At 70.3% G+C, this 26,656-nt stretch carries 23 protein-coding genes; 11 read left to right on the top strand and 12 right to left on the bottom strand.

Features of this window, described 5'->3' with window-relative positions:
- Nucleotides 1-53: 53 nt before the first annotated feature.
- From SALPAC3_RS0116420 to SALPAC3_RS0116390, 7 genes are read left to right on the top strand one after another with little or no spacing between them, the layout of a single operon-like run.
- A complete protein-coding gene (locus SALPAC3_RS0116420; RefSeq protein WP_018222300.1) occupies nucleotides 54-1,502 on the top strand; it encodes a dihydrolipoyl dehydrogenase family protein in 1,449 nt (482 codons plus the stop codon).
- The gene (locus tag SALPAC3_RS0116415) at nucleotides 1,499-2,218 is read left to right on the top strand and encodes a TVP38/TMEM64 family protein (RefSeq protein WP_018222299.1); all 720 of its coding nucleotides are present in this window, start codon (nucleotides 1,499-1,501) and stop codon (nucleotides 2,216-2,218) included. The genes SALPAC3_RS0116420 and SALPAC3_RS0116415 overlap by 4 nt, the downstream gene beginning before the upstream one ends.
- Nucleotides 2,218-2,841 carry a CDP-alcohol phosphatidyltransferase family protein gene (locus tag SALPAC3_RS0116410; RefSeq protein ID WP_018222298.1) on the top strand — a complete coding sequence of 208 codons (624 nt, stop codon included), beginning with the start codon at nucleotides 2,218-2,220 and terminating at the stop codon, nucleotides 2,839-2,841. The genes SALPAC3_RS0116415 and SALPAC3_RS0116410 overlap by 1 nt, the downstream gene beginning before the upstream one ends.
- A 17-nt stretch (nucleotides 2,842-2,858) precedes the next feature.
- A complete protein-coding gene (locus SALPAC3_RS0116405) occupies nucleotides 2,859-4,070 on the top strand; it encodes an ABC transporter substrate-binding protein (protein WP_018222297.1) in 1,212 nt (403 codons plus the stop codon).
- A complete protein-coding gene (locus tag SALPAC3_RS0116400; RefSeq protein ID WP_018222296.1) occupies nucleotides 4,067-4,924 on the top strand; it encodes an ABC transporter permease in 858 nt (285 codons plus the stop codon). Before SALPAC3_RS0116405 ends, SALPAC3_RS0116400 begins: the two co-directional genes overlap by 4 nt.
- Nucleotides 4,921-5,757 (top strand): ABC transporter permease, encoded by an 837-nt coding sequence (locus SALPAC3_RS0116395; protein ID WP_018222295.1) that lies wholly within the window; start codon nucleotides 4,921-4,923, stop codon nucleotides 5,755-5,757. Before SALPAC3_RS0116400 ends, SALPAC3_RS0116395 begins: the two co-directional genes overlap by 4 nt.
- Entirely contained in the window at nucleotides 5,754-6,791 is a 1,038-nt protein-coding gene (locus tag SALPAC3_RS0116390; RefSeq protein WP_018222294.1) for an ABC transporter ATP-binding protein, read from the top strand. Before SALPAC3_RS0116395 ends, SALPAC3_RS0116390 begins: the two co-directional genes overlap by 4 nt.
- Before the next feature lie 24 nt (nucleotides 6,792-6,815).
- On the opposite strand, the gene SALPAC3_RS0116385 is transcribed toward SALPAC3_RS0116390, so the two are convergent.
- The 4 genes from SALPAC3_RS0116385 to SALPAC3_RS0116370 all read right to left on the bottom strand — a co-directional run bounded on the left by SALPAC3_RS0116385 (nucleotide 6,816) and on the right by SALPAC3_RS0116370 (nucleotide 9,504).
- Entirely contained in the window at nucleotides 6,816-7,004 is a 189-nt protein-coding gene (locus SALPAC3_RS0116385) for a DUF397 domain-containing protein (RefSeq protein ID WP_018222293.1), read from the bottom strand.
- A gap of 252 nt (nucleotides 7,005-7,256) precedes the next feature.
- The gene (locus SALPAC3_RS0116380; RefSeq protein ID WP_018222292.1) at nucleotides 7,257-8,288 is read right to left on the bottom strand and encodes an NsdA family TPR-like regulatory protein; all 1,032 of its coding nucleotides are present in this window, start codon (nucleotides 8,286-8,288) and stop codon (nucleotides 7,257-7,259) included.
- Nucleotides 8,289-8,518: 230 nt separating this feature from the next.
- Nucleotides 8,519-8,701 (bottom strand): DUF397 domain-containing protein, encoded by a 183-nt coding sequence (locus tag SALPAC3_RS0116375; protein WP_026185639.1) that lies wholly within the window; start codon nucleotides 8,699-8,701, stop codon nucleotides 8,519-8,521.
- The gene (locus SALPAC3_RS0116370) at nucleotides 8,692-9,504 is read right to left on the bottom strand and encodes a helix-turn-helix domain-containing protein (protein ID WP_026185638.1); all 813 of its coding nucleotides are present in this window, start codon (nucleotides 9,502-9,504) and stop codon (nucleotides 8,692-8,694) included. Before SALPAC3_RS0116370 ends, SALPAC3_RS0116375 begins: the two co-directional genes overlap by 10 nt.
- 548 nt (nucleotides 9,505-10,052) lie before the next feature.
- Here SALPAC3_RS0116370 and SALPAC3_RS0116365 point away from each other — a divergent pair.
- The 3 genes from SALPAC3_RS0116365 (at nucleotide 10,053) to SALPAC3_RS0116355 (ending at nucleotide 11,573) form a co-directional block, all read left to right on the top strand.
- On the top strand, nucleotides 10,053-10,352 hold the full coding sequence (locus SALPAC3_RS0116365) for a hypothetical protein (protein WP_026185637.1): 300 nt from the start codon (nucleotides 10,053-10,055) through the stop codon (nucleotides 10,350-10,352).
- Nucleotides 10,353-10,528: 176 nt separating this feature from the next.
- Nucleotides 10,529-11,071, top strand: a complete 543-nt coding sequence (locus tag SALPAC3_RS0116360; protein ID WP_269744924.1) for a dihydrofolate reductase family protein — start codon at nucleotides 10,529-10,531, stop codon at nucleotides 11,069-11,071.
- Between the two features lie 211 nt (nucleotides 11,072-11,282).
- Nucleotides 11,283-11,573 carry a putative quinol monooxygenase gene (locus tag SALPAC3_RS0116355; RefSeq protein WP_018222288.1) on the top strand — a complete coding sequence of 97 codons (291 nt, stop codon included), beginning with the start codon at nucleotides 11,283-11,285 and terminating at the stop codon, nucleotides 11,571-11,573.
- 199 nt (nucleotides 11,574-11,772) lie between these two features.
- On the opposite strand, the gene glnII is transcribed toward SALPAC3_RS0116355, so the two are convergent.
- Nucleotides 11,773-12,792 carry a glutamine synthetase gene (glnII, locus tag SALPAC3_RS0116350; protein WP_018222287.1) on the bottom strand — a complete coding sequence of 340 codons (1,020 nt, stop codon included), beginning with the start codon at nucleotides 12,790-12,792 and terminating at the stop codon, nucleotides 11,773-11,775.
- Nucleotides 12,793-12,888: 96 nt separating this feature from the next.
- Entirely contained in the window at nucleotides 12,889-14,529 is a 1,641-nt protein-coding gene (gene glsA / locus SALPAC3_RS0116345; protein ID WP_018222286.1) for a glutaminase A, read from the bottom strand.
- A 181-nt stretch (nucleotides 14,530-14,710) separates the two neighbouring features.
- On the opposite strand from glsA, the gene SALPAC3_RS0116340 reads away from it, so the two are divergent.
- A complete protein-coding gene (locus SALPAC3_RS0116340) occupies nucleotides 14,711-15,331 on the top strand; it encodes a TetR/AcrR family transcriptional regulator (protein ID WP_196233435.1) in 621 nt (206 codons plus the stop codon).
- Between the two features lie 453 nt (nucleotides 15,332-15,784).
- Here SALPAC3_RS0116340 and SALPAC3_RS0116335 read toward each other — a convergent pair whose 3' ends face one another.
- The 6 genes from SALPAC3_RS0116335 to SALPAC3_RS0116310 all read right to left on the bottom strand — a co-directional run bounded on the left by SALPAC3_RS0116335 (nucleotide 15,785) and on the right by SALPAC3_RS0116310 (nucleotide 26,625).
- On the bottom strand, nucleotides 15,785-17,152 hold the full coding sequence (locus SALPAC3_RS0116335) for a CAP domain-containing protein (protein ID WP_026185635.1): 1,368 nt from the start codon (nucleotides 17,150-17,152) through the stop codon (nucleotides 15,785-15,787).
- Between the two features lie 553 nt (nucleotides 17,153-17,705).
- Nucleotides 17,706-19,106 carry a class II fumarate hydratase gene (locus tag SALPAC3_RS0116330; protein ID WP_018222282.1) on the bottom strand — a complete coding sequence of 467 codons (1,401 nt, stop codon included), beginning with the start codon at nucleotides 19,104-19,106 and terminating at the stop codon, nucleotides 17,706-17,708.
- Between the two features lie 53 nt (nucleotides 19,107-19,159).
- Nucleotides 19,160-22,132, bottom strand: coding sequence for an AfsR/SARP family transcriptional regulator (locus SALPAC3_RS0116325; protein WP_018222281.1), 2,973 nt, complete (start codon nucleotides 22,130-22,132; stop codon nucleotides 19,160-19,162).
- Between the two features lie 189 nt (nucleotides 22,133-22,321).
- On the bottom strand, nucleotides 22,322-23,989 hold the full coding sequence (locus tag SALPAC3_RS0116320) for a fumarate hydratase (protein ID WP_018222280.1): 1,668 nt from the start codon (nucleotides 23,987-23,989) through the stop codon (nucleotides 22,322-22,324).
- 67 nt (nucleotides 23,990-24,056) lie between these two features.
- The gene (locus SALPAC3_RS0116315) at nucleotides 24,057-25,430 is read right to left on the bottom strand and encodes a PQQ-binding-like beta-propeller repeat protein (RefSeq protein WP_033775028.1); all 1,374 of its coding nucleotides are present in this window, start codon (nucleotides 25,428-25,430) and stop codon (nucleotides 24,057-24,059) included.
- Entirely contained in the window at nucleotides 25,354-26,625 is a 1,272-nt protein-coding gene (locus SALPAC3_RS0116310; RefSeq protein ID WP_018222278.1) for an MFS transporter, read from the bottom strand. Before SALPAC3_RS0116310 ends, SALPAC3_RS0116315 begins: the two co-directional genes overlap by 77 nt.
- Nucleotides 26,626-26,656 lie beyond the last annotated feature (31 nt).

Here is a 26,656-nt window from a genome sequence, read left to right as displayed (position 1 = left end):
GCATCCTGGACAGGCGCGGTCGCACGGGCGGCGCAGCGAGGAAGGCTGGTGGGGTGGAAGAGTGGGATCTGGTGGTCCTCGGTGGCGGCACCGCGGGGCTCGTGGCGGCCAAGACCGCCGGCCGGTTCGGTGCCCGGGTGCTGCTGGTCGAATCCGCCCGCACCGGTGGTGACTGCCTCTGGACCGGCTGCGTGCCCAGCAAGTCGCTGATCGCCGCCGCGCACGCCGCGCACGCCGTCCGCACCGCCGACCGGTATGGGGTGCAGGCCGGCCCGCCGAAGATCGACGACGCCGCCGTGCTCGCCCACGTACGGTCGGCGATCAGCCGGATCGAACCGGTGGACTCCCCCGCCGCGATCAGCGCGACGGGGGCGACGGTGGTGGCCGGCCGGGCGGAGTTCACCGGCCCGGCGACGCTGCGGATCACCGACGACGCGGGCACCCGACCGGCGCGGTTCCGCTGGGCACTGATCGCCACCGGTGCCGCACCGGCCCTACCCACCGTGCCCGGCCTGGCCGAGGCCGACCCGCTGACCACCGACACGCTCTGGGACCTCACCGAGCTACCGCGGCGACTGGCGATCCTCGGTGGCGGCCCGATCGGCTGCGAGCTGGGCCAGGCCCTCGCCCGGCTCGGCGTCGAGGTCACCGTCGTGGAGGTGGCCGACCGGCTGCTGGGCAAGGAGGAGCCGGAGGGCGGCGCGCTGATCGCCGAGCGGCTGCGGGCCGAGGGGGTGACCGTGGTGACCGGGACCGCCGTCAACCGGGTCACCGCCGGCACGCTCCACCTCAGCAGCGGCGAGACGGTCGAGGTCGACCAGATCCTGGTCGCCACCGGACGCCGACCGCGCAGCACCGACCTGGGCCTGGCCGCCGCCGGCGTGCGCTGCGCCGAACCGGGGCACGTCGTGATCGACGGCCTGATGCGGACCAGCAACCGGCGGATCTACGCCGCCGGTGACGTCACCGGCACCCTCCCGTTCACCCACGTCGCCGGGGTGCAGGGCGGGTACGCCGCCACCAACGCGCTGCTCGGGCTGCGCCGCCGCATCGACTACGCCGCCGTACCGTGGGTGACCTTCACCGACCCGGAGGTGGCGCGTGTCGGGGCGACCCTCGCCCAGGCCCGCCAGCGGCACGGCACCCGCGCCCGCGCGGAGCGGCTCTCCCACGACCACGTCGACCGGGCGATCACCGACGGTCGTACCGACGGATTCACCCAACTGGTGAGCGGGCCGGGCGGCCGGCTCCTCGGCGCCACCGTCGTCTCGCCCCGGGCCGGCGAGTCGATCGCCGAGCTCGCCGCCGCGATCCGGCGTGGCGCGAAGGTACGCGACGTCGCCAGCACCGTGCACCCCTACCCGACGTACGCGGACGGGCCGTGGAACGCCAGTCTCGCCCAGCTTCGCGCCGACCTGACCGCGCCGCTGCCGGCCCGGGCGATGACCGCGCTCCGCACCCTGCGCCGCGCCCTGCACCCGATCCGGGGTGGGAACCGATGACCGACGAATCGGTCCAGCCCGCGGCGGCGTCCCGGCTCGTCCGGATCGTCGGCTCACCGTGGCCGAGGCTGGCTTTCCTGGTGGTGCTACTGGCCGGTGCGGCGACCCTGCTGGCCACCCAGGGCACCCCGGACGTGACAGTGTTGCGGGATCGGGTCGCCGCCACCGGGCCGTGGGCGCCGCTGCTGTACATCGCCGGGTATGCGCTGGGCACCGTGCTGCTGGTCCCCGGGGTGCTGCTCACCGCGGCCGCCGGGGCGCTGTTCGGAGTGGTCGGCGGGTCAGTGGTGGTGCTGGTGGGGGCGACCACCGGGGCGGTGGCGTCCTTCCTGCTCGGTCGGCTGCTGGGCCGCCCGGCCGTGGAGCGGCTCGTCGGCGGCCGGCTGCACCGCCTGGACCGGTTCCTGGCCCGCCGCGGGCTGATCGCGGTGATCGGGCTGCGACTCGTGCCGCTGGTCCCGTTCGCGCTACTCAACTACGGCTCCGGGGTGACCGCCGTGCGGCTGCGCGAATACGCCCTCGGCTCGGCGATCGGCATGACGCCGGGAATCGTCGCCTACACCGCGGTCGGTGGCTCGCTGACCGACCCCACCTCGCCGCAGTTCCTCGCCGCCGTGGCCGGTCTGGCCGCGCTGACCCTGGCCGGTGCGGCAGCGGCCCGCCGGGCTCGCCGCCGGGACTCCCGCCCGGCGCCGACCGCCGAGGGCACCACCTGATGATCGACGCACGTCTGCGGCCGGTCCTCGCCAAGACCCTGGACCGGGTCGCCGCCGCCGTGGACCGGCCGTGGGTGACGCCCGGCCGGTTGACCGCCGCCGGCCTGACCCTGGGCCTGGCCGCGAGCACCGCCGCGGCGGCCGGCTGGTGGTGGCCGGCGCTGGTCGCGTGGCTGGTGTCCCGGCTCGCCGACGGCCTCGACGGCCCCCTCGCCCGCCGCCGCGGCACCGCCTCCCCGTTGGGCGGCTTCCTCGACATCGTCGCGGACTTCACCGTGTACGGGGCGTTCGTCGCCGGGGTCGCCGTCGGCGTCGACGGGCCCGCCACCCCGTTCCTAGTCCTGCTGGTGACCTACTACGTCAACGGGGCGACGCTGCTGGCGTACTCGTCGATCGCCGAACGCGTCGGCCGGGAACGCGGTGACGAGCGGTCGCTGCACTTCCTCGGTGGACTGGCCGAGGGCGCCGAGACCATCGCCGTACACGCCCTGTTCTGCCTGCTGCCCGGTCTCGCCGGGCAGCTCGCCTGGGGGTGGGCCGCCGTGGTGGCCATCACCGCCGGGCAACGCGTCGTGCACGCTGTCCGTACCCTGTCCGAGCCCGCCGGGAGGCCCACCCGATGAACCGACGATGGCGCGCGGTGGCGGCGCTGACCGCGGCCGGCCTACTCGCCGCCGGCTGCACCGCCGGCACCGGCGACGCCGACCCCGCCCCCCGCGACTTCGCCCAGGTGCTGCGGGAGGCCCGCGGGCAGACGGTCAACCTCTTCATGTACGGCGGCGACGACGGCGCCAACCGCTACCTCGACGAGGTCGTCGCCCCGGCCGCCCGCGAGCGCCTCGACGTCCGGATCAACCGGGTACCGATCACCGACACCGCCCTGGCGGTCAACAAGGTCCTCGGCGAGAAACAGGCCGGCCGCGGCTCGGGCGGGTCGGTGGATCTGGTGTGGATCAATGGGGAGAACTTCCGCACCGGCAAGCAGGCCGGGCTGTGGCAGTGCGGGCTGGTCGAGCTGTTGCCGAACATGCGCTACGTCGACTGGTCCGAGCCGACCGTCGCCAACGACTTCGGCACCCCGGTCGAGGGGTGCGAGGTGCCGTGGAGTCGCGCCCAGTTCGCGTTCAGCTACGACTCCGCCCGGGTCAGCGACCCGCCGACCAGCCTCGCCGGGCTACTGGACTGGATCCGCGCCCACCCGGGCCGGTTCACCTACCCGGCCCCGCCGGACTTCACCGGCTCGGTCTTCGTCCGGCACGCCCTCTACACCCAGGCCGGCGGGGTCGGCCAGATCCCGGACGACTTCGACCAGGCCGCCTACGACCGGCTCACCCCGCCACTGTGGCAGACCCTGCGCGAGCTGCGGCCCGCCCTGTGGCGCGCGGGTGAGACGTACCCGGCCAACGAGAAGGAGCTCAACGACCTGTACGCCAACGGGCAGGTCGACTTCACCATGACGTACGGACCGGCGCAGGTGACCAGCCTGGTCGAACGGGGACAGTTCCCGGCAACCACCCGTACCCTGCTGCTGGACGAGGGCACCATCGGCAACACCAACTACCTCGCCGTACCGGCCAACGCCGCCAACCGCTCCGCCGCCCTCGCCCTGGCCGACCTGATGCTCTCCCCCGAGTTGCAGTACGAGAAGGCCCGCCCCGACGGGTGGGGCCAGTATCCGGCCGTGGACCTCGACACGCTCGACGTCGAGTGGCGGGACCGCTTCGCCGCCCTGCCCGCCTCGGCCCAGGTGCCGAGCTACGACCAGCTGTCGCGCAACAGTCAACCGGAGCTGCGGGCGGAGTGGCTGCCGCCGTTGGAGGAGGGCTGGCGGCGCGAGGTACTGCAACAGTGAACCACCGCCGCACCGGCCTCCTGCTGATCCTGCCGGCGCTGGCCACCGTGGTGCTGCTCTTCGGCGGCGGGCTCGGCTACGGGTTCGCACAGAGCCTCGGCCTGGCCGGGTTCACCGACACACCGGTCGGCCTGGCCGCCTACCAGCGGGTGACCGAGGGTCCGGCGTTCACCGACGGGCTGCTGCTGAGCCTCTGGATCTCCACGGTCGCCACCGGGCTCGCCGTCGCCATCGGGGTCGCCGCCGCCCTGGCCCTGCGCCGCACCGCCGCGGGCCGACGCACGGCCACCTTCCTGGCTCAGCTCGGGCTGCCGGTGCCGCACCTGATCGGCGCGGTCGCGATCGGGCTGCTGCTGGCCGACTCCGGCCTGCTGGCCCGCGTCGCCCGTACCGTCGGCGTCGCGCTGCCCGCCCTGGTCGCCGACCCGCACGCGGTCGCCGTGATCGCCGAGTACGTGTGGAAGGAGGCGCCGTTCGTGCTGATCGTCGTCCTCGCCGCGCTCGGCGGGCCGGTCGCCGAGCACGAACGGGTCGCCGCCACCCTCGGTGCCCGCCCCCGGCAGGTGCTGCGGCATGTGACCCTGCCCCTGCTCGCCCCGTCGATCCTGGCCGTGGCGGTGCTGATCTTCGCCTTCACCCTCGGCGCGTACGAGGTGCCCGCACTGCTCGGCCGGGCCTACCCGCAGCCGCTACCGGTCCTCGCCTACCAGCGGTTCACCGCCGCCGAACTCTCCGGCCGGGCCGAGGGCGTCGCCATCGCCCTGCTGATCGCGGTCATCGCCGTCGCGGCGGCACTCGCGTACACCGGGGCCAGCCGGCGTGCCGTCGGCCGGGTGACGGGAGCGCGGCGATGACGGAAGCGCGGCGACCCCGCCGGCCGCTCGGCGCGGCGCTGACCCGCCCCACGGTGCTGATCCTCACCGGGCTCTGGGTGGCGGGGCCGCTGCTGCCGCTGGCCGTGCAGGCCTTCACCGACCAGTGGTTCTACCCCGACCTGTGGCCGAACCGCTGGTCGCTGGCCGGCTGGGAGCAGGCCCTCGGCCCGCAGTCCCGCCTCGCCGAGGCCGTCGCCACCTCCATCGGCATCGGCGCCGCCGTCGCCGTCCTCGCCACCGCCCTCGGAGCCGCCGCCGGACGCGCGCTGGCCTGGTACCGGCTGCCGGGAAGACGGCTGATCGAGCTGGTCCTGCTCGCCCCGGTACTGGTGCCCCCGTTCGCCGTCGCCATGGGCGCGCAGATCGTCTACCTGCGTGCCGGGCTCGCCGACTCGCTCACCGGCGTGATCCTGGCCCAGCTACCGGCGGCCACCGCGTACGCCACGCTGCTGATGTCCGGGGTGTGGGCCGGGGTCGACCCCGGCCTGGAGCGGCAGGCCCGCACCCTCGGCGCCGGGGCGTGGCGGGCGTTCCGCGAGGTCAGCCTCCCCCAGCTGCGCGGCGGCCTGCTCGTCGCCGCCATGTTCGCCTTCCTCATCTCCTGGAGCGACTATTTGTTGACCCTGCTCATCGGGGGCGGCGTCGTCACCACCGTGCCGCTGCTGCTCTTCGCCACCGCCGCCGGCAGTGGCAATCAGGCCGCCACCGCAGCCATCGCGCTGGTCGCCGTCGCCCCGCCCCTGCTGCTGACCGCCCTCGCCGCCCGGCGACTCGCCGGCCGAGACACCGCCCTACTCGGAGTCGGCCGATGACCACCGACATCACCATCGCCGACCTGGACCACACCTACCCGGGTGCCATCACGCCGACGCTGCGCCGGGTCACCCTGGAGGTGCCGGCGGGCACTCGTACCGCCGTCCTCGGGCCCTCCGGCAGCGGCAAGTCCACCCTCCTGTCGATCGTCGCCGGGCTGAGCACCCCCACCGGCGGCGACGTCCGGCTCGCCGGCCACAGTGTCCTGCGCCAGCCCCCGCACCGGCGCGACCTCGGCGTCGTCTTCCAACGCCCGCTGCTCTTCCCGCACCTCACCGTGGCCGAGAACGTCGCCTTCGGCCTGCGGATGCGCGGCACCGACCGCGCTGCCATCCAACGGCGGGTCGCCGAGCTGCTCGACGCCGTCGCGCTCCCGGGCTACGGCGAGCGGCGCAGCGGCGAACTCTCCGGCGGCCAGCAGCAGCGCGTCGCCCTCGCTCGCGCCCTGGCCGCCCGCCCCGGTGTCCTGCTACTCGACGAGCCGTTCAGCGCCCTCGACCCACAGCTACGCGGCGACATGCGGGCGCTCCTCACCGAGCTGCACCGGCGGGAGGGCAGCACCACCCTCTTCGTCACCCACGACCGCGACGAGGCCACCGACGTGGCCGACACGGTCACCGTGCTCCTCGGCGGCCGGGTCGCGCAGCACGCCCCGCCCGCCGACCTGTTTCGCCGGCCCGCGACCCTGGCCGTCGCCCGATTCCTGGGCGGCGCCGGCAACGCCATCCCCGGCACCGCTTCCGCCGGCCACTTCGACTGCCCCCTCGGCCGGCTCCGCCTCGACACCGACCACCGAGGAGCGGGCCTGCTCCTCATCCGCCCGGCAGCCATCGTGGTCGGCGACCAGCAGGGGGAGAACGTGGTGTCGGCGACCATCACCGCCGTCACCGACCGGGGCACCCACCTCGACATCCAGGCCACCAGCGCGGGAGTCACCCTGCAGCTCACCACCGGGCCGGCAGCACCGCTGCGCCCCGGCGACGACACCCCCCTCTGGCTGCCCCCGGCCCACCTCAGCGTGGTCACCCCGTAGCCAGGACAGGCCGCGCCGCGCTGGCTACTCGCCGACGCGTAGCGCAGCCAGGAAAGACCGCCAGGAACCCCGGTCGATCGTCAGCGCCGGCCCCGCCGGATCCTTACTGTCCCGCACCCCCACCACACCCGGCAGGTTCGTCGCCACCTCAACACATTGGTCGTTGGAACCACTGCGACTGCTCTTCCACCAGGTAGCACCCGTCAAGTCCATGACTCTGTAACTCTCCTCACCAGTTCGCTCACCGGGCTGGCCTACGACAGATCCAGCTCCTCTGCAGCCAGGTCCACACTCACTCGGCGTACGTCACAGATTTATCATTCCTCGAACGTGATAAATCACCAAGATCAACACCATAAGTCAACTGCCGATGTCAGCAGACCTACCGCAAGCGCCAGGGCGCGGAATCCACCTTGGGCTGGCCGCGTACCAGCATTGAATGGTGACAGACGGCAGCCACGGGACCTATCCGGTACGTTGCGTGGCGACGAACTCGGCAATGGCAGGCGCTTTGCGGGTGTGGGGCTGCATCTGGCGGGTGAGGCCAGCGATGCGTAGCGACAGCCGACCGGAGTTGATGTCGCCGACAGCATCGGTAACCGCCGACGCAACCCGCCCCGCTTCGTCAAACTCCTCCGCGTACAGCAACGCTTCGGCCAGGCTGAGTTGGTCTAGGGTGCGGTTCCGGGCTAACGACACGCCGCGCAGGTCCAGGGCCCGGTGAAGACGATTGATGGCGGCTACGGCATGCCGGGGGTTGGTGCGAGCTAGGTCCGTGTACGCAGCGCCGGTGAGGCTGTAGAGCTCCGCCTCGGTGACGTGTTGGGCGGCCCAGCCGGGGGCACCGGCCGCGTCTACCTGGGTGAAGGCGTCCTCGGCGTCTCCCACAGCACGACGGACCAAGTCCGCGTGACCTGCCTGGGCGTGTGCCCACGCCCGGATACAGGTCTGGTTGGCACGGTCGCCTGCGGTGAAGAGGTCGCTGGCGCGCTGCGCGGCCGCGTCGAGGAGTGCCAGCGTCTTGTCGGGGCGACGCAGCTCAATGTTGTGCCCCGCCATCCGCACGACGGTGTGACCGCCAAGGGCGGTATCACCGGCGGTGGTGGCCGCAGACAAAGCAAGCCAGGCGTGTTCGTCCGCGCTGCGATGGTCTCCAATGTCGCGAGCGATGTACGCGCCGAGGCCGGCAAGTTCGGCGACCGCGACAAGTAACGCCGTACGAACCTTCGGTTCGTGGGCAGTGCCGTACAGGGTGGCGGCCCGCTCCAGTAACTGCGCAGCCGGTTGCTGCACGGCCACTCCACCATGTCGAGATACCCACCCCCGGTAGATGGCGGTGGTGTCGACGAGGTCAGCAACGTGATCCATGCCGACCTTGCGAGGTGTGGTTGCGGAGGTCAGCGGCCAACCCGCCACCGCCATTCCGGCCGTGCTGAGGGCTTGCAGTACCGCGCGCCGCCGCACGTTCTCACCGCCTTCCTCGTCATCGCCCGCCAAGAGGAAGAGTGCACCCTGGCACCGAGGGCGTGGGCCTAACTCCCGGCTCACCACTGACCGCAGCACGGGGACTCAACCTCGCCGACCCGGCAGTGAGCAGGTCGCGCATCTCGGCGAGTCCGGGTCGCATGCCTGCCTGCTACCCGGTGACAAGCATGCTTCCCAGGTGGCGCGTCTCGACCGGGCGTTACCTGCGACGCACGACGTTCGTGACGATGAAGGCGCTCGCCCTAACGGCGTAGCGCGGCGGTGAAGGACTGCCAGGAGCCCGGGTCGATGGAGAGCGCCGGACCCATCGGATCCTTACTGTCCCGCACCCCCACCACACCCGGCAGGTTCGTCGCCACCTCAACACACTGGTCACTAGAACCACTGCGACTGCTCTTACGCCACTTTGCCCCAATCAGGCCCATGACTCCGCGACCTCTCCCAACAGCTTGATCGACTCCTGCGGCGGTAGTGCCGCACCGAGCGTAGCCTCCCAAACGCGATGCAGCATCGATAGATCTACTGGGCCATCCAACTCTCGACCACCGATCTGCCCACCGAGATACGCCACCTCCGCCCCGTCCCGCATCGTCGCAAGGATGAAGGGACCGTTCAGACCCGGGTACTCACCGGCCGAACATGGCACTACCTGCAGCCGAAGCGACGGATGGTCCATCACCATCTGCATCAGGTGCCGAGTCTGCTCGACCATCACCTTGCTACCGCCGACCTGCCGACGGAGCGTCGATTCATCAATCACCATAACTACCCATGGCCGATTTGGCTCGCATAGGATTCCTTGGCTTGCCATCCGGTCCACCAGGCGCTCCTCGCGCTCTTGCCGGGACAGCGAATCATCAGCCGCGAAGACTCCACGGGCATAAGCTTCAGTTTGCAGCAAACCCGGCACATGCAGCGGATCGAACCACCGTAGCTCCTCGGCATCGTCGAGAATCGCACGCCAGCCGCGTAGCCAGGGTTGGGCACGATCCAGACTGACCAGGTTCGTCAGCATGCGGGTGAAGAGGCCGCCGGTGTCGACAACCTTGTCGAACTGCTCGAGATACTTGCTGGTCGGCGGTGCCTGGCCCAACTCGACCGCACTGACCATCGACGGCGAATAGTTGATGGCCCTGGCCAACTCCTCCTGACTCCAGCCCCGCCGAACCCGCGCCCGCCGCAACTCCGCCACCAAAAACGCCGCAGCGGTCATCTCTCCAGTCGCCATCTCCAACCGCCCTCCACGAACCGGTTGATCGACTCCAGTACCGCGCCACCCGCAACCCCAGCCCCACCCAAAGGCCCTCGCACAACACGGCCAAACCCTTCCGACCGTAGCCGCGCCATCAGCACACTGTGAAGCACGACGCCCGCTTCCATTTCCGAACGCAGCGTCGCGGTGGGTCGCCCGCTCCCCCGGCCGGGCGACCTCCACCGCCGGGGGCGTGACACTCACAGTGGATTCAAGAAGGGCAGCGCTATGTCTCGATCTATCCGAAGCTGGCTTCTCCACCCGATCCGGTGGCCCCACAACCAACGCCCCATCCCGCTCGCACCCCGACACCGCCGGGTCTGGCACGGGCCCCGCCCCGTCTGCTCCTGCGGCCTACGCTGGCGAACCTGCCCGGACCGCCACACCACCGTGCCAACCGAACCCACCACCGCCGCGCCCCCACCGAACCGCCCCGCGTGGAACGCCCCCACCGTCGCCAACCCCCAGGTTGGCCGCGTCGGCTGGCTCACCCCCGCCCAAACCTGGCGCGCCAACGGCGGCAAATGGTGACCCCTCCCGCCGCCCGACCACACCTGCCGCTACGCCCACTCTGGATCTGCCGCACCTGCGCCGCACCCTGGCCCTGCGCCACCGCCCGACTCACCCTGCGCCACGAGTACGCCAACGACCTCGTCGCGCTCCGGATCTACCTCTGCGCCCAACTCCACGACGCCGCAGCCGATTTGCACAAACTCCACCCACAGAAGGACCCAGATCCAAAGACCCTCTTCGACCGCTTCCTTGCCTGGACACCCCGAAGCAGCCCGACAGCGAATCCAGATCAGGATGACGGGGTTGGATAGCACCGCCACACGGCGGGCACCCGGTGAGTCGGCGGGACACCGGAATGTCGGTGGGTGATGGTGGCATCGGTGGAAGCGAGCTTCTCGTGATCATGACACCTCAACGACCCGGAGAGGTGGTCAGGAGCGCGGTTCCCGGCTCGCGAAACAGGATGCCAGCAACCGGTGGAGGTTTCATGGGAAAAGTAGTCTTGGATATGACGATGTCGGTAGATGGCTGCATCGCCGCCGCGGACGGCGGGCCCGCCGAGCTGCATGACTGGTTTTTCGCACCCTCGCCAGAGAGCCAGGCGATCGTCGAGGAGCTACAGCGCAACATGGGCGCGATGGTCATGGGGCGACGCACCTACGACCAGGGCGCCAGCCAGGACGGGTTCGTGGACAACCCGTTCCCGGTCGAGCACTTCGTCGTCTCGCACAGCACGCCGGAGCAGGTGGCCAAAGGGGATACCGTCTTCCATTTCATCCCGGACGTGGCCGAGGCCGTACGCCGTGCGCAGGCCGTTGCGGGGGAGCGTGAGGTCATCATCGGCGGCGGCGCCCAGCTCGCCCAGCAGTGCCTGGCCGCCGGGCTCGTTGACGAGATCCGGCTGGCGGTACGGCCCCTGGTGATCGGTGACGGGATAAAGCTGTTCGACGATACCGCCCTGCGGTTGGAGAACGTGGGCGTGATCGATACACCCCAGGCGACCCATCTGCGGTTCCAGATTCTGCGCTGAGCTGGTGCTCCCTGCGGCGCGGGGGCCGCGTCCCAGGGAGCACCAGGCGGCCAGGATGACGCCCGACTGCGCCACCGCCCGTGCCCCTGCCCTCGCCACCTCAGCCCCGACCCCTCGGTGCTTCAGTTGATGGCTTGCCGGGACTCCGCGTGATCTCAGCCGCTAGTTTGAGGAGGTTAAGCGCATCTGACGAGGAACCCTGGAGCGCCGAATGCCACACCTGACCATTGTTGTCGACGTTCGCGCCAAGCCGGACCAGGTGGAACCGCTCAAGGCCGAGCTCAGGAGGGTTGTCCCGATCATCCGACAGGAGAACGGGTGTATTAACTACTACCTCCACCAGGACAACAGCGACCCCACCCGTTTTCTCGTTTACGAGAACTGGGAGTCCCATGAACTCTGGCAGGTGCACATGAACCGCTCACATGTGCAAGATCATGGGAAAGCCACCGCCGACAAGATCGCTGAATGCACGCGGTACGAGATGACTCACATTGATTGAGTCCGGCGCCGCGGGCTTGGTCGCCAAGACGATCCCTTGCAGGGTCTTGTCCCCGGCCTCGGGCTGCTTGACGAGCGTGGACCACCGGTGAAAGCTAGCCTCACGCGACAATGTCACCACGTCGTCGGGATCCTGCCGATAGCAGTCCAGGTCGACGGACTTGCCTAGCGCCTCGTCATAGTGCACCCGCTCGTCGCGCTCAGCCGAGGTTGGCCTTCTCGAGCGCGGCGCAGCAGGTGTCGACCATGAGAGCGGTGACGACATACGGGTCGACGTTGGCGTTGGGTCGCCGGTCCTCGATGTAGCCCTTCTTGTCGACCTCGACCTGCCATGGGATACGCACGGAGGCGCCGCGGTTGGAGACGCCGTAGCTGTACTCGTTCCACGGGGCGGTCTCGTGCGCGCCGGTCAGGCGGGACTCGACACCGGCGCCGTAGTTGCGGATGTGCTCCAGCGGCTTGTCGTCACGACCGAGGGACTCGCAGGCCTCGATGATCGCGTCGTAACCCTCGCGCATCGCCCGGGTCGAGAAGTTGGTGTGCGCGCCAGCGCCGTTCCAGTCGCCCTTGGCCGGCTTTGCATCCAGCGTGACGGTGATGCCCGCGTCCTCGGCGGTACGGTGCAGCAGCCAGCGCGCGACCCAGAGCTGGTCGGCGACTTCCAGCGGGGACAGCGGGCCGACCTGGAACTCCCACTGGCCGGGCATGACCTCCGCGTTGATACCGGAGATCGACAAACCGGCAGCCAGGCAGTTGTCCAGGTGCTCCTCGACCACGGCACGGCCATGGATGTCACCGGCGCCGACGCCGCAGTAGTAGCTGCCCTGCGGGGCCGGGTATCCGCTGTCGGGGAAGCCCAGGGGGCGGTCGCCCTGGAAGAACGTGTACTCCTGCTCGATGCCGAACAGCGGCTCCTGGGCCGCGAACCGCTCGGCGATCGGGCGCAGCAGGGCACGGGTGTTGGACCTGTGCGGCGTACCGTCGATATTGAGGACCTCACACAGGACCAGCAGGTTGTCGCCGCCGCGGATCGGGTCGGGATAGCTAGCGACCGGCTGGAGCACGCAGTCGGAGCTGTGTCCCTCAGCCTGGCTGGTGCTGGAACCGTCGAAGCCCCAGAGGCCCGGCTCGACACCATCGGCGATGATCTTCGTCTTCGACCGTAGCTTCGCGACCGGCTCGATGCCGTCGATCCAGATGTACTCAGCCTTGTAGACCATGTCTCTCTCTTCCTGTGAATGGGCGCTGGTTGGCCCGTGAAATGTGGACGAAAGCCGCAGGCCGCGGATCCGCCGGAACGAGGTGGCTGGCGTCGCCTAGCGCACGGGTGCCGGCGCCGAGGTGAGCAGCGCTACGACGCTGTCGTGTGCTCCCCGCTCGGCGTCGGAGAGCGGAGTACCTCCCCAGCGGTCCTGCACCTCCGGGGAGGCCCCCCGGTCCAGGAGGTACCGGACCACCTCGACGTGCCCCTCGGAAGCAGCCAGGTGAAGCGCCGTCCGCTTGTCGTAGTCCATGGAGTTCGGGTCCTTGCCCGTGGCCAACGAGATCCGGACGAGGTCCAGGTCTCCCTGGGTGGCCGCCCACAGCAACCGCAAGGTCGAGGCGACCTCTTCCTCGTTCTTCCCGCGCCGAGGATCACGCTTGCCGGAGACCTCGCCTGGGGCGAAGGAGTCGTACACGTGGAAGTTGAAGCGGCTCACCAACTCCTTGCAGAAGGCGACACCACGTACGGAGTTGCCCAACGCGTCGAGGCGCGGGGACCAGACGCAGATGCCCATCACGCCGGGAACCACGATCATGAGGCCGCCGGCGACGCCGCTCTTCGTGGGCAGGCCGATGACGAAGGCGAACTCGCCGGAGTAGTCGTACATCCCGCAGGAGGACATCAGCGACAGGCACTTGCGTACCGTGTCGGCCGAGAAGATCCTCTCGCCGGTCAGCGGGTTCACTCCCCCATTGGCCAGCGAGGCGGCCACGACCGAGAGCGACCGGGCGTCGATCTCGATCGAGCAGCACTGGAAGTAGAACTCCAGCGTCTCCATCAGGTCGGTGTTGGCAGGGAACGACTGGTGTTCGCGCATGAAGTAGCCGAGAGCGAAGTTGCGGTCAGCCGTCCGGCGCTCCGAGAGGTAGACGGCGTTGTTGAAGCCGATCGCCCCACCCCCGGCCAGCCGGCGCCAGGTCTCGGCAACGTGGTCGAAGCGGTCGGCCGTTTCCCAAGCGGGACGCACCAGGGAACAGCACATGATCGCCCCAGAGTTGATCATTGGGTTGTGCGGCAGCCCGTCGCTGTTGAGCGTCAACTCGTTGAACCCGCGGCCGCTCGGCTCCCGACCGACGTGCTGGTGCACGAGGTCGGCGCCGTGCTCCTCCAGCGTGAGGCAGTAGTTGATCGGCTTGCACATCGACTGGACGCAGAACATGTCGTCCGCGTCCCCGACCGCGAAACGCTGCCCGTCCACGGTGCAGAGAGCGACCGCGAACTTCTCCGGATCGACACGGCCCAGCTGCGGGATGTAGTCGGCGACATGCCCGCCGTCGACGCTCTTGAGGCCCTCGAAGACCGTCGTGATCTCGGCCTGGAGCGCGGCGAAGTCCGGGATGACGAAGTCCCCCAGGATCGCCCGCTCGACGACACCACCACCCTTCTTGCACAGGGCGATGAAATTGTCGAGGTCGATCCGGGAGTCTCCCCCGCCCTCCGCGGCCTGCCGCAGCTCGGCCCACACCTCGGAGACGCGAGGATCCGAGTCCGAAATGCCGGACTCCCGGAGGCGCGCGCTGAGCTCCGCCGTGGAGATCCTGCCCTCCGCGTCGAGGCTGAAGGACTTGTGGAGCTTGCCGTAGTGCCTGACCGCGAACTCGTCGGCCCTCGCCGTTCCACCGCCCACGATTCCGGCCGCCGGCTGGCCGGAATCGTGCAGCCGGGTACCGGACTTCTTCTTGGTCGCAGCCATGATGGGGTTCCTACTTCTCTCTGACCGGGGACGACAGACATATCGACGCGCCCGACCGCCAGCCGTTCGAGGCGGCGTGTCGTGTGGGTGCTTCGGACGAGGCGTGCTCCGGAAACGTCCTGACGGAGCGGTCTCGGAGACCATCTAAACATAGCACAGCTATGTTATGTATCCTGGAGGTGTGGCCAGGAGGAAAGATCCAGCGGTCCGTACCCAACTCATCGAGCGGGCAGCGCAGATGCTCCGCACCCGGGAGCCCATCACCCTCCGCTCGCTGGTGGCCGGCACGAGCGTGTCGACCATGGCCGTCTACACCCACTTCGGCGGGATGGACGGCATGTGGAAGGCCCTCCGGCAGGAGGGCTTCACCCGCCTCGCCACCCGCCTCGCCCAGGTAACCCCCTCGGCGGACCCGGTCCGGGACCTGACCGCCCTCATCGCCGCCTACCTGGGCAACGCCCTCGACCACCCCGACCTGTACCGGGTCATGTTCGACGCCAACTTCGACCTGGAAGACGCCCAGGCGGCGGATGACACCCTGGAATACCTGGTCCAAGCCGCCGAACGAGGCCGCCGAGCCGGCCGCTACCGCGCCGACACCAACCCACTCGAACTGGCCACCCAGAGCTGGGCCGTCGCCCACGGGCTGGTCTCCCTGGTCGCCACCGGCCCCCTACCCCGGCCGACCCTCGCCCACGGCCCCCTCCTGCTGACCGCACTCTTCACCGCCACCGGAGACGACCCCGACCGGTGTGCCCGGTCGGTGGAGAGCGGCTGGCAGCCGCGCCTGGCCGGCGAATGACCGATCAGGCGCACGCCCGCTTCAGGGGGTACGCCGTCCGCAGCGGGCCAGGGAGACGCGTAAGTATCACCGGCGAGGAGCCACGCTCCGGAGGGTTCTCGGCCGCAAAACAGCGCTGGGCGGGGGTTGACGGCTCCGCGGACCCTCCCGCTGGCCTTCTCGAGAAGCGCGGCAAAGCCGGCCGCGGTGAACGCGACCGGCTGGCGAGCGAGGTTCTGTTTCCCCGGGTGGAGACCCAGCCCGTTCGACGAAGACGCCGGCGAGCAAGGGTGGGCGCGAGCGGGCGGTGACAGTGGGTTTGGGATGGCAATCCCCGGTCCGGGTGCCCGACACGTCGTAACGCTGTCGGGCACCCGGGCGACGTCAGGTCTGCGTCAACACGCACACAGCCGAGCGGCCATGGGCAAAACCAGGGTTCGTTGTGGACGACTCGGCAAACGATACCGATCGCGGTCAGCGAGGCGCGGCGAAGACCTGTGTCCAGTACGGTCCGTTGCTACTCGCGACGCCAACCCCGATCTCGGTGAAGGAGCAGTTCAGGATATTCGCCCGGTGGCCGGGGCTGTTCATCCACGCGGTCATCACGGCTTCGGGGGACTGCTGGTTCCAGGCGACGTTTTCCCCGTAGGTGCGCCACTGGTAGCCGACAGCGTTGATCCGGTCGCCGGGGCTACTGCCGTCGCTGCCCGTGTGCGACATCTTCTGGTGGTCGGCCTGGTCCTGGCTGTGCCGCTGGGCGGCGGTCATCAGCTTCTCGTCGATACTCAGTGCCGCACAGCCGGCCTTCGCGCGCTCGGCGTTGGCTAGCCGGACCACCTCGCTGGCCTCGGTGCTCACCCCGCCGTTGGAGGGTGGGGTGGTGGGTACCTGAGTGGGGCTGGGTGCGGTGGTGGGCACCCGAGTGGGGCTGGGTGCGGTGGTGGGTACCCGAGTGGGGCTGGGTGCGGTGGTGGGCACCCGAGTGGGGCTGGGCGCGGTGGTGGTATGTGGCGGCTTGGAGCGGTGACTGCCCCTGTGGCGTTCCCGGTCGAAGCGGGACCTGGCGGAATGACGCGACGCCGAGGCTGACTTCCGGCGCGCGTCTTCCGACCGCGACTGTGAGGCGTTGCTCCACGCGGTGCTGGGACTGGTCGAGGACGACGTCACGCCCCCCTCATCCGACGTCGGATTCGTGGCCACAATGTCCTTGTGTGCCGAGGTGGGGACGGTGTTGCCACCGTCGGACAGTGCGGCGGCACCGGCTCCGAGGCTCACGACCAGCGTGGCAGCCGCCGCGGCCCCGATGAGCACGGGCCGCCGGTTCCGGTGGCCGGCCCGAGGGCCCTCGCTGGCGGATCTAGCGTCGGCCGGAGCGGCGCCAGCGACCGGCCGCGTGCTGGTCACTTCGTCTGCGTACCCAGCGGTCCGCCTGATGGCCGTCTCCTCAGGCCGCCAACCGCCGGTGACCTCGGGTCCTCCGGTGGCACCAGCCGCGTGACGCCCACCTCCGGAGGGCTCGTCTCGCCAGCCCGTGGGGGGCCGGCGCCAGCCGCCCGCTGATTCCTGCTGCCAGCCGCCGGTGTGCTGCCAGGTGGGGGCGGCTTGCCCACCCCGCGAGGGCTGGTCATGGTACGAGCTACCCGCGGCTGCCCAGCCTTGTGGGGTCTCGGACTCCGCCCGCCAGTGCGCGGTCTGTTGCCGCCGGTCCCACTCGTCGGCAGGGCGGTCCCATTCGTCGACAGGGCGGTCCCATTCGTCGACAGGCTGGTCCCAGCCATCGGCCGCCGGTTCGGATCGCCGGCGATTATCATCCGGTTCCATCGATTCGCTCCAGCCGTACACGCCGGTAGCCTCCTCGGTTTAAACTGCGGGGTCGAGGCGACGCTACGGGCCAGATATTTCCTGCGGCAACGTGCCTAAGAAATGACTAAGAAGGAGTTAAAGGAAGCGGTTCCCCGAGACGCGGGCACTGATGTGGGCCACTAACGTTTACCGCGTCGTGGCAAGGTTCCGGCGACGGTGGCCTGCTGACCGCACCAGGCCCGGCGTGGGCAGCGGCCATGACACGTACCCTCCCGCATTCGTCAACAGACAGCGGGCGACGCTACTTGCCGAACGCGCCAACGACACCGCCTAACAGTCGACTGAGACCAGACATCAAGCACAGTTGGGCACGCGTAGCTCCCGTTTCCGGCCCGATCCAGTTACACAGTAATAACTAAACGCTACCTACCGGCGCCGATATCCCCGCCTTACTGATCACGAACCGCACGCGCCAACCGACCAACACCCATTGGATGCGGCCCTCCGTGGTCAGGCGGGGGGACGGGCCACGATGACGTACTGGAACCAGGTCCTGGCGAGCTGACCGAAGTGCCGCGGCACCCCACACCGGTCAGGGGTGCGTCATCCGGAGCAGGTCGAGCGCCTCGTCGAGCTGCTCCCCGGTGAGCTTGCCGGACTCCAGGTGCCCCCGGGAGACCACCACCTCCCGGATCGGAACCTGCTTCGCGAGGGCCTCCTTCGCGATCGAAGCGGCCTCGTCGTACCCGAGATGCCGGTTCAGCGGGGTGACGATGGACGGCGAGCCCTCCGCGTACGCCAAACAGACCTCGACGTCCGCGACCAGGCCGACCACGCACCGGTCCGCCAACAGCCGCCCCGACGCGGCCAGCAATTTGATCGACTCCAGCAGGTTGCGGGCCATCACCGGGAGCATGACGTTCAACTCGAAGTCGCCCTGGGAACCGGCGAAGGCGACCGCCGCGTCGTTACCGATCACCTGCGCACAGACCTGGCGGACCGCCTCGCAGACCACCGGGTTCACCTTGCCGGGCATGATCGACGAACCGGGCTGGAGATCCGGGATACGCAACTCCCGCAGCCCGGCGCGGGGGCCGGAGCCCATCCAACGGATGTCGTTGGCCATCTTGTAGAGACCAACCGCGATCGTCCGCAGCTGCCCGGAGGTCTCCACCAGCGCGTCCCGCGCGCCCTGCGCCTCGAAGTGGTTCCGCGCCTCGGTCAACGGCAGCCCCGTCGAGTCGCGCAGCCGCTCGACCACCCGCGCCGCGAAGCCCAGCGGAGTGTTGATGCCGGTGCCGACGGCGGTCCCACCCAACGGCAGCTCAGCCAGGCGGGGCAGGGCCGACTCCAGCCGCTCGATGCCGTAGCGGACCTGCGCGGCGTACCCGCCGAACTCCTGGCCGAGCGTGACCGGCGTGGCGTCCATCAGGTGGGTACGCCCCGCCTTGACCACATCCCCGAACTCGGTGGCCTTGCCCTCCAACGCCTCCGCCAGATGCACCAGGGAGGGCAACAGGTCCCGGGTCACGAACTCGGTGGCGGCCAGGTGGATCGAGGACGGGAAGACGTCGTTACTCGACTGGGACGCGTTCACGTCGTCGTTGGGGTGCACGTCGGCACCGAGCTCGCGACCGGCCAGGGTGGCGATCACCTCGTTGGTGTTCATGTTCGACGACGTGCCAGAACCGGTCTGGAAGACATCGACGGGGAACTGGTCGTCGTACCCGCCGTCGGCAACGTGCGCCGCGGCGGCGACGATCGCGGCGGCCACGTTCGCGTCGATCACCCCCAGCTCACCGTTGACCTCGGCCGCGGCTCCCTTGATCTGGGCCAGCGCCCGGATCTGGGCCGGCTCCATCCCCCGCCCGGAGATCGGGAAGTTCTGCACCGCGCGCTGGGTCTGCGCCCGCCACAGCGCCGCGGCCGGCACCTCCACCTCGCCCATCGAGTCGCGTTCGATCCGGTAGCCCGTCACCTCAGGTTTCGTCACCCCACCATCCTGCCGCGCACGACCGCCCCGCGCCGATATTCACCCCGAGCCGCTCAACCAAGCTCGGTCAACAGCCGCCGCACCTCGTGCCGCTCCGGCACATCGACCTGGTCGAGCAGGGCAAGCGCCTGGACCCAGTACGCTCGCGCCGCACGCACGTCCGTCGACCGCAGGCAGCGGGCCATGCCGTCCAGGGCCCGCGCCTGCTCGTACCGATGGTTGATCTTCTGGGCGTCCTGCAGCACCCGGCGGAAGAGATCCAACGCGCTTGGCCGGTCCCCCTGCTCGGCGATCGCCCGAGCCAGCAGGTTGCGGGAGCCACACGCACCAACCCGGTCGCCGGACTTGTTGATCGCGATCAGCGCCTCCCGGTGCAGTCGCGCGGCTTCCCCGGGCCGCCCAGCCTCCCGCGCCAACACGCCAAACTCGTTGAGGACCTCGCCCTCGCCGTAGCTGTTGCCGACCCGCCGGGTGAGCCGTAGTGCCGCCTGGAGCAGCCGCCGGGCGGGCTCGATGTCCCCCATCCGGTGCCGGATCATGCCGGTGTGCGCGAACGCCCGGCCCAGTTCCCAAAGATCATCGAGCTCTCGGGCCAGCACCATGTGCATCCGGATCGTGCGCAAGGCTTCCTCGTACCGGCCCCAGTAAGCGAGCGCGCAGCCCCTGTTGCTCGTCAGCTCAACAAGCGCACCCCGCCCGGTTCCAGCATCGGCGGACCTGATCGCCTCGTCGAAAAACTCCAAGCCGCGCCGGTAGTCGCCATAGTTGGAGTAGGCGATTCCGAGGTTCATCAGTGCGCTCACCACCTGTCGGCGCAGCCCGAGCCGGCGGCACACCTGGAGGCACCGCGACGTCAGGGTGATCGCCTCGGGGAACTGCGCCAGCCGATAGTGCGCCGAGGCCAGGTAGTTCAGGGTCAGCGCCACCGCAGCCTGATCGTCGAGGCGCTCCGCCGCGCGGAGCCCCACGGTGTGCATTTCGATCAGCTCGCTGAAGTGGCCGCCTTGGTAGCTCGCCCACCAGCAGGCGCGGGCAAGCCGCCAACAGTGCTGGAGCAATCCCTCCGCCTCGGCGATTCGGGGCAGCACGGTCAACACCACGCGGTTGTTTTCGAACCAGGTCGTCCCCTGCGGTAGGCATGCCTCGACCAGGTCGGCCCGTGGCGGATCCGGCAGTACGAAGGCGGCCCGACTGGATGCTTCGAGCGAACGGGCGATCGCCGCCGCCACGTACAGGTGATGATCGAGGAGCCGTTCCAGGGCCGCGGAGCGCTCGGCCCTCCGGCCGGGCTCGGCCAACAGGCGGCGAGCGTACTCCTGGACCAGGTCGTGTAGGCGGAACCGGCCCGGCCTCGGCTCCTCGACCAGGTTCGCGTCGATCAACTCGTCGAGCAGGTCCCGGGTGTCGGGTAGGGCCAGCTCAGCCAACGCGGCGGCGACCGCGTTGTCGAAGTCGCAGGCCGGATGCACGCCGAGCAGCCGAAAGAGCCGCCGCGCGGGCAGTGAGACCTGCGCGTACGACAGGGCGAAGGCGCCGCCAACCGAACGCGGCCCGGCCGTGAACTCGGCCAACGGGTCACGGGCTCCGGCCAGCCGCTCGACAAGGTCAGCAATCTGCCAGCTCGGCCGGTGCGCCAACCGGGCACCCGCGAGTCGGATCGCCAACGGCAGGAAGCCGCAGCGACGAATCACCTCCGCCGCCGCCTCCGGTTCGGCGGCGACCCGCTCCGGACCGGCCACCCGCCCCAACATCGTGACGGCCTCGTCCAGATCGAGAACGGGCAGCGACACGGGGTGGCCCGCGTCCAGCCCGGCCAACCGCCATCGACTGGTCACCAGGGTGAGGCAGGAACGCCCGGTCGGCAGCAGGGGTGCGACCTGATCGACGCTCGCCGCGTTGTCCAGCAACACCAGCGCCCGCCGGTCGGAGAGTTCGGTGCGCCACCGGGCGAGACGATCCTCCAGGTCCACCGGAACCTGCTCCGCCGGTATCCCGAGCTGCCGCAGCAATGTCGCCACCGCGGCGGCCGGGGTCAACGGGGTGCGGTCGCTGTGGCCATGCAGGTCGATGAAGAGCTGCGCGTCCGGGTAGCGGTCGGCGAGGCGGGTGGCGAGGTGCACCGCGAGGGTGGTCTTGCCGCTACCCGCCATCCCGTCGATCAGTTGAACCTGGGTGTCTCCCTCGTGGAACTGCTGGAACAGGTTCGCGACGATCTCCTGTCGGCCGGTGAAGTCGCTGATCGCCCTCGGTAGGCCCCGGACCGGGGCGGTGCTGCGCCGCGATCCAGTGGTGACCAGGTCCCCGGCCAGCACCCGCTGGTGCAGCTCCTGCAGCTCCACGCCGGGCTCGATGCCCAACTCGTCGGCGTAGTGCCGGCGCCCGTCCCGGTAGACGGCGAGGGCATCGGCCTGGCGACCGATGGCGGAGAGAGCCAGCATCAGTTGGCCCCGCAGGCGATCCCGCAGCGGGTGTCGCGCGACCGCCTCGGTCAGTTCGTCGATCAGGTCGACGGCGTTGCCGAGCCGCAGCTCGACGTCGACGCACTCCTCCAGCGCCGTCACCCGTTGCTCGTCGAGCGTCTGCGCCCGGCCGCGTATGCTCCGCCCGGCGACGCCGCCCAGCGCCGGCCCCCGCCAGAGCGCGAGCGCGGTACGGAACCGCCGGCGGGCGTCAGCCAGTTGGTCAGCGGCGACCGCCGCCCGCGCGGCAACAACCTCGTCGCCGAACACCTCGGCGTCGAGGTCACCGGGCGCGGTACGGACGCCGTAGCCAACCGGGTCGGTGACGATGAGCTCCGGGGGTAACCCGAGGGTGACGAACCGACGCCGCAGCCGGGACACACAGGTCTGCAGCTGGGCTCGGGCAGTAGCCGGTGGCTGCTCCTCCCAGACCGCGTCGACCAACTCCTCCGCTGGCACGATCCGACCAGCCTGCAGTAGCAGCATCGCGAGGATGGTCCGATCCCGACCCGCGGTAACGGTGGCCTCGCCACCGACCCGTAGCGGGCCCAGGATCCCAAACCGCATACTTCCGCCTCTGCCGTTCTTGCAACTTCCAGCAGGGTAGCTGTCGGCCTAAAACTGTTTTGGCTACAGCGATAGCGCGGTGAGAGTGGATCAAGAGAGGGGCGTCCGACAATCCAGGACGCGCAGTTGATGAAACATGTGACGGGGGCGGTGCGCCCGTTCCGCTGCAGCCGAGCGGGCGCACCGATGTCAGCGGCGGCCCACGGTGAGGACCGGCTTGGTCACCTCGGCGAAGAAGTCGTTGCCCTTGTCGTCGACCACGATGAAGGCCGGGAAGTCCTCCACCTCGATCCGCCAGACCGCCTCCATGCCGAGCTCGGCGTACTCAAGCACCTCGACGTGCTTGATGCAGTCCTGGGCCAACCGGGCCGCCGGGCCGCCGATCGAGCCGAGGTAGAAGCCGCCGTGCTCCTGGCAGGAGCGGGTGACCTGGGTGGAACGGTTGCCCTTGGCCAGCATCACCATCGAGCCGCCGGCGGCCTGGAACTTCTCCACGTACGCGTCCATCCGACCCGCCGTGGTCGGGCCGAACGAGCCGGAGGCATAGCCCTCGGGGGTCTTCGCCGGCCCGGCGTAGTAGACCGCGTGGTCCCGCAGGTAGGCCGGCATCGACTCGCCGGCATCCAGCCGCTCGGCGATCTTGGCATGGGCGATGTCCCGGGCGACGACCAGCGGACCACTCAGCGACAGCCGGGTCTTGACCGGGTACCTGCTCAACTCGGCGCGGATCTCGGCCATCGGCCGGTTGAGGTCGACCCGGACCACCTCCGACGACTCCAACTGGGACTCGGTCACGTCGGGCAGGTAGCGGGCCGGGTCCGTCTCCAGTCGCTCCAGCCACACCCCCGAGGGGGTGATCTTCGCGACCGCCTGCCGGTCCGCCGAGCAGGACACGGCGATCGCGACCGGGCACGACGCGCCGTGCCGGGGCAGCCGGACCACCCGCACGTCGTGACAGAAGTACCGGCCACCGAACTGCGCGCCGATGCCAAAGTCCCGGGTCAGCTCCAGCACCTCGGCCTCCAGCTCCAGGTCGCGGAAGCCGTGCGCGGTCAGCGAACCCGCGGTCGGCAGCCCGTCGAGGTACTTCGCCGAGGCCAGCTTGGCGGTCTTCAGCGCGTATTCGGCGCTGGTGCCGCCGATGACGACGGCCAGATGGTACGGCGGGCAGGCCGCCGTGCCGATCAACCGCAGCTTCTCCTCCAGGAACTGCATCATCCGAGTCGGATTCAGCAACGCCTTGGTCTCCTGGTACAGGTACGACTTGTTGGCCGAGCCGCCGCCCTTGGCCATGAAGAGGAACTTGTACGCGTCCGGCTGCCCGTCCGGGTCCTCGGCGTAGAGCTCCACCTGCGCGGGCAGGTTGCTGCCGGTGTTGCGCTCCTCCCACATGGTCAGTGGGGCGAGTTGCGAGTAACGCAGGTTCAGCCGGGTGTACGCCTGCCAGACCCCCCGGGAGATCGACTTTGCGTCCGCCCCGTCGGTGAGTACGTGCCGGCCCCGCTTGCCCAGCACGATCGCCGTACCGGTGTCCTGGCACATCGGGAGCACCCCACCGGCGGCGATGTTGGCGTTGCGCAGCAGGTCCAGCGCGACGAAGCGGTCGTTCGGCGAGGCCGCCGGGTCATCGATGATCGACCGTAGCTGCGCCAGGTGCGCGGGGCGCAGAAAATGCGCGATGTCGTGCATCGCCTCGGCGGTCAGCGCGGTGAGCACGGCCGGCTCCACAGTAAGGAAGCGGCGACCACCGGGGCCGTTGACGACGTCAACGCCCTCGTCGGTGATCAGGCGGTACTCCGTCTGGTCCGAACCGGTCGGCAGCAGGGGTGCGTACGAGAAGGAGGCGGCACTGCTCATGAGCGGAAAGCCTAGGGCAGAAGAGCCGTCCGGTCCCACCCGGCGGGTAGGTCCTGGGACAGCGCTCTCACCCCGCCGGGTCGGTCGACTGGAAGGAGACGTACCCGATCTGCCGGCCCTCGCCGATGACCATGCCGTTCGCTCCGACCGCGAGCGCGTTCGCCGCCGTCCGGAGGTTCGCCAGCTCAGCGCCGGTACCCGGATCGAGCGCGACGAGCCGGGACGGCTCCCGTTCGGCGAAGATCGCCGCGGCCGGGGTGAGCGACGCCCTCGGCTCCTCCTCAGTGGGACGGGTCCACCGGGTTTCGCCACCGCCCAGTTCGCGGACCGAGACCGAGCGCTGGTCGGCCGCGCGGACCAGGGCATGCCGATCGTCAACGGCGACGATCTTCGTGCCCACGTCGGTGACCAGCAGCAGCCGGCCGTCGTAGGCGTCGAGGACCGCCTGCTTGCCGTCCGGCGACACCCCGACCAGCACGCTGCGGGCGCCCAGCGGATCCCGGCGCTGGGCACAGCCGATGGCGTCGGCGGTGCCGAAGTTGACGCCCGCCCGCTGCCAGATCTCCTGCCCGGACAACGGGTCCCATCCAGAGACGGCGTAGCGACAGTTGCCCTCCTCGGATCGGGCGGTGAGCCGCAGCATCCGGCCACCGACCACCGACAGCCGCTCGTCCCGGCCGGGCTCGATGTCGACCAGCACCCGCCCGGTCGCGGTGTCCAACACGTGCACGCGACCGTCGACCGGAAACCCGAGCAGCCCGGGTACCGGCTCCGGGCCGGAGACCCCGTTGTCGATCCGGACGGCCTCGATTCGACGGGTGTCGAGCAGCCCCGGGTTGTCGCCGAGCAGGCCACTTTGGACGCCCGGCAGATAGGCCGTCCACAGCGGCGTGTCCCCGCGCGGGTCCCAGGCGTGCAACGTGCAGTCGGTGGGGGCCGGGCAGCGCGCGTCGATCAGCAGGTTTTGCCAGGTCCAGACCGCGACCGCGGCATCGTCCCGGCGCCGGGTCGCACCGGTGACCGGGTCGAGCACCTCGTAGCCCCGGGTGAGGAGCTTGCCCACCACGACGACAGCGTCCTGCCCCGCACCGGCGACCGCCGACCAGTCGGCCTTGCGCTTCCAGAGCGGGGTGCCGTCACCGAGCCGTACCGCCTCCACCCGGGTGCGCTGCTCGACCACGACGGCCTCGCCGGCGATGGTGACGCTGCGCGGGGTGCCACCGACGCGTTGCTGCCAGACCACGCCCGGCCCGCCGATCGGGGCACTGCGGTTGGCCCAGTCCCACACGCCGGGGAACGGGTTCCAGACACCGCTCACCGAGAGCACGACGACCGTCACGAGCCCGAGCAGCAACCAACCAGGCTTACCAAGGCCGCGCCCCTTCACCACCGGGACACGGTAGCCGCCTGCCCGGACCGCCGCATCCCGCCGCGCCCGCACCCGGCGGGGCCAGCGTCCGCCAGAGCACCACCGTCGCGGTGATCGACGCCACCCCGGCCAGCGCCATCACGGTGCCGGGGGCGACCACCTCGCTCAACGCCCCGCCGGCCGCGGCGGCCAATCCCTGCCCCGCCATCATGCCGGTGCCCAGCAGCCCGAACGCCTGCCCCCGGCGGGCTTCCGGCACCGCGTCGAGAAACCGCCGGGCCAGCCCGAGGTGGTAGGCGAAACCGGCGGTCGCGACCGTGAGCAGCACCACCGCCGGCCACTGGCTCGGCTCGGCCACGAAAGCCAGCATCGGCACGCCGAGCAGCAGCGCCAGCCACGGAGTCAACGCCTCCCGGAGGGCGGGCCCGACGAACCGTCCTACCAGCAGGTCACCGAGGAGCATCCCGAAGGCGCCGGCCATCAGCAGCAGGCCGGCACTGGCCGCCGGGTCGAGCTGGGCCGCGTACGGCACGAGCACGCCATCGGCCCCGACCAGCAGCGAGCCGGGAATCCACTGTGCCAGGAGCAGGCTGCGTACCCGCCGGTCGGCGAGGAGTGTCCGGTTGACCCGCCAGGTCTCCCCGACGGCGTTTCCGGCGTCCGCCACCCGGGGCGCTCGGGACGTCAGCCCGACCCGGGCCAGCAGGGCGGCGAGGAGGCAGGTGGCCGCCGTGAGCCAGAGCGCCCCGTACGGGCCGACCAGCCCGAGCAGCAGGCCACCGAGGGCGAACCCGGCCACCTGGGTACCCCCGGCCGCCACGGTGAGCACCGACCGCCCCAACACGTACGCGTCGCCGTGCAGTATCTCCGGCAGCAGCGCGCTGCGGGCGGCGCTGCTGACCGGGGCGAGGAGTCCGACGACCGCGACCAGGCCGAGCATGGCCGCCGGGGAGAGCACGCCGAGCGCGAGCACCACGACCATGGCGAGCCGGAACAGGTCGTAGCCGACGATGAGCCGCCGCGGCGGCCACCGGTCGGCGAGGGCGAGCAGGAACACCCCGCCCACCGCGTGCGGCAGGAACCCGGTCACGTACGCCAACGCGGCGAGCAGCCCGGAGCCGGTGCGCTCGTAGATCAGCATGGACAGGGCGAGCATCTTCACCGTCTCGCCGATCATGAACACGCTGTAGCCGCCGAAGAGCGCCCGGAACTCGGCGACGGCGAAGACGTCCCGGAAGGTGACGGGACGGGAGTCGGTAACGATCACCGAGCAAGTGTGGGGAGTGAACCGCCGACGA

The organism is Salinispora pacifica DSM 45544, from assembly GCF_000378845.1.
Lineage (GTDB): Bacteria > Actinomycetota > Actinomycetes > Mycobacteriales > Micromonosporaceae > Micromonospora > Micromonospora pacifica.
The sequence above is the reverse complement of the archived record's forward strand: the minus strand, read 5'-3'. Positions and strand labels throughout refer to the sequence as shown.

Bases quoted from the DNA above. Each gene is read 5' to 3' on its own strand.
- SALPAC3_RS0116415 (WP_018222299.1), top strand. From the start codon at position 1,499: ATGACCGACGAATCGGTCCAGCCCGCGGCGGCGTCCCGGCTCGTCCGG.
- SALPAC3_RS0116410 (WP_018222298.1), top strand. From the start codon at position 2,218: ATGATCGACGCACGTCTGCGGCCGGTCCTCGCCAAGACCCTGGACCGG.
- SALPAC3_RS0116395 (WP_018222295.1), top strand. From the start codon at position 4,921: ATGACGGAAGCGCGGCGACCCCGCCGGCCGCTCGGCGCGGCGCTGACC.
- SALPAC3_RS0116390 (WP_018222294.1), top strand. From the start codon at position 5,754: ATGACCACCGACATCACCATCGCCGACCTGGACCACACCTACCCGGGT.
- SALPAC3_RS0116385 (WP_018222293.1), bottom strand. From the start codon at position 7,004: ATGGACTTGACGGGTGCTACCTGGTGGAAGAGCAGTCGCAGTGGTTCC.
- SALPAC3_RS0116375 (WP_026185639.1), bottom strand. From the start codon at position 8,701: ATGGGCCTGATTGGGGCAAAGTGGCGTAAGAGCAGTCGCAGTGGTTCT.
- SALPAC3_RS0116370 (WP_026185638.1), bottom strand. From the start codon at position 9,504: ATGGCGACTGGAGAGATGACCGCTGCGGCGTTTTTGGTGGCGGAGTTG.
- SALPAC3_RS0116365 (WP_026185637.1), top strand. From the start codon at position 10,053: ATGGTGACCCCTCCCGCCGCCCGACCACACCTGCCGCTACGCCCACTC.
- SALPAC3_RS0116360 (WP_269744924.1), top strand. From the start codon at position 10,529: ATGGGAAAAGTAGTCTTGGATATGACGATGTCGGTAGATGGCTGCATC.
- SALPAC3_RS0116355 (WP_018222288.1), top strand. From the start codon at position 11,283: ATGCCACACCTGACCATTGTTGTCGACGTTCGCGCCAAGCCGGACCAG.
- glnII (WP_018222287.1), bottom strand. From the start codon at position 12,792: ATGGTCTACAAGGCTGAGTACATCTGGATCGACGGCATCGAGCCGGTC.
- glsA (WP_018222286.1), bottom strand. From the start codon at position 14,529: ATGGCTGCGACCAAGAAGAAGTCCGGTACCCGGCTGCACGATTCCGGC.
- SALPAC3_RS0116325 (WP_018222281.1), bottom strand. From the start codon at position 22,132: ATGCGGTTTGGGATCCTGGGCCCGCTACGGGTCGGTGGCGAGGCCACC.
- SALPAC3_RS0116320 (WP_018222280.1), bottom strand. From the start codon at position 23,989: ATGAGCAGTGCCGCCTCCTTCTCGTACGCACCCCTGCTGCCGACCGGT.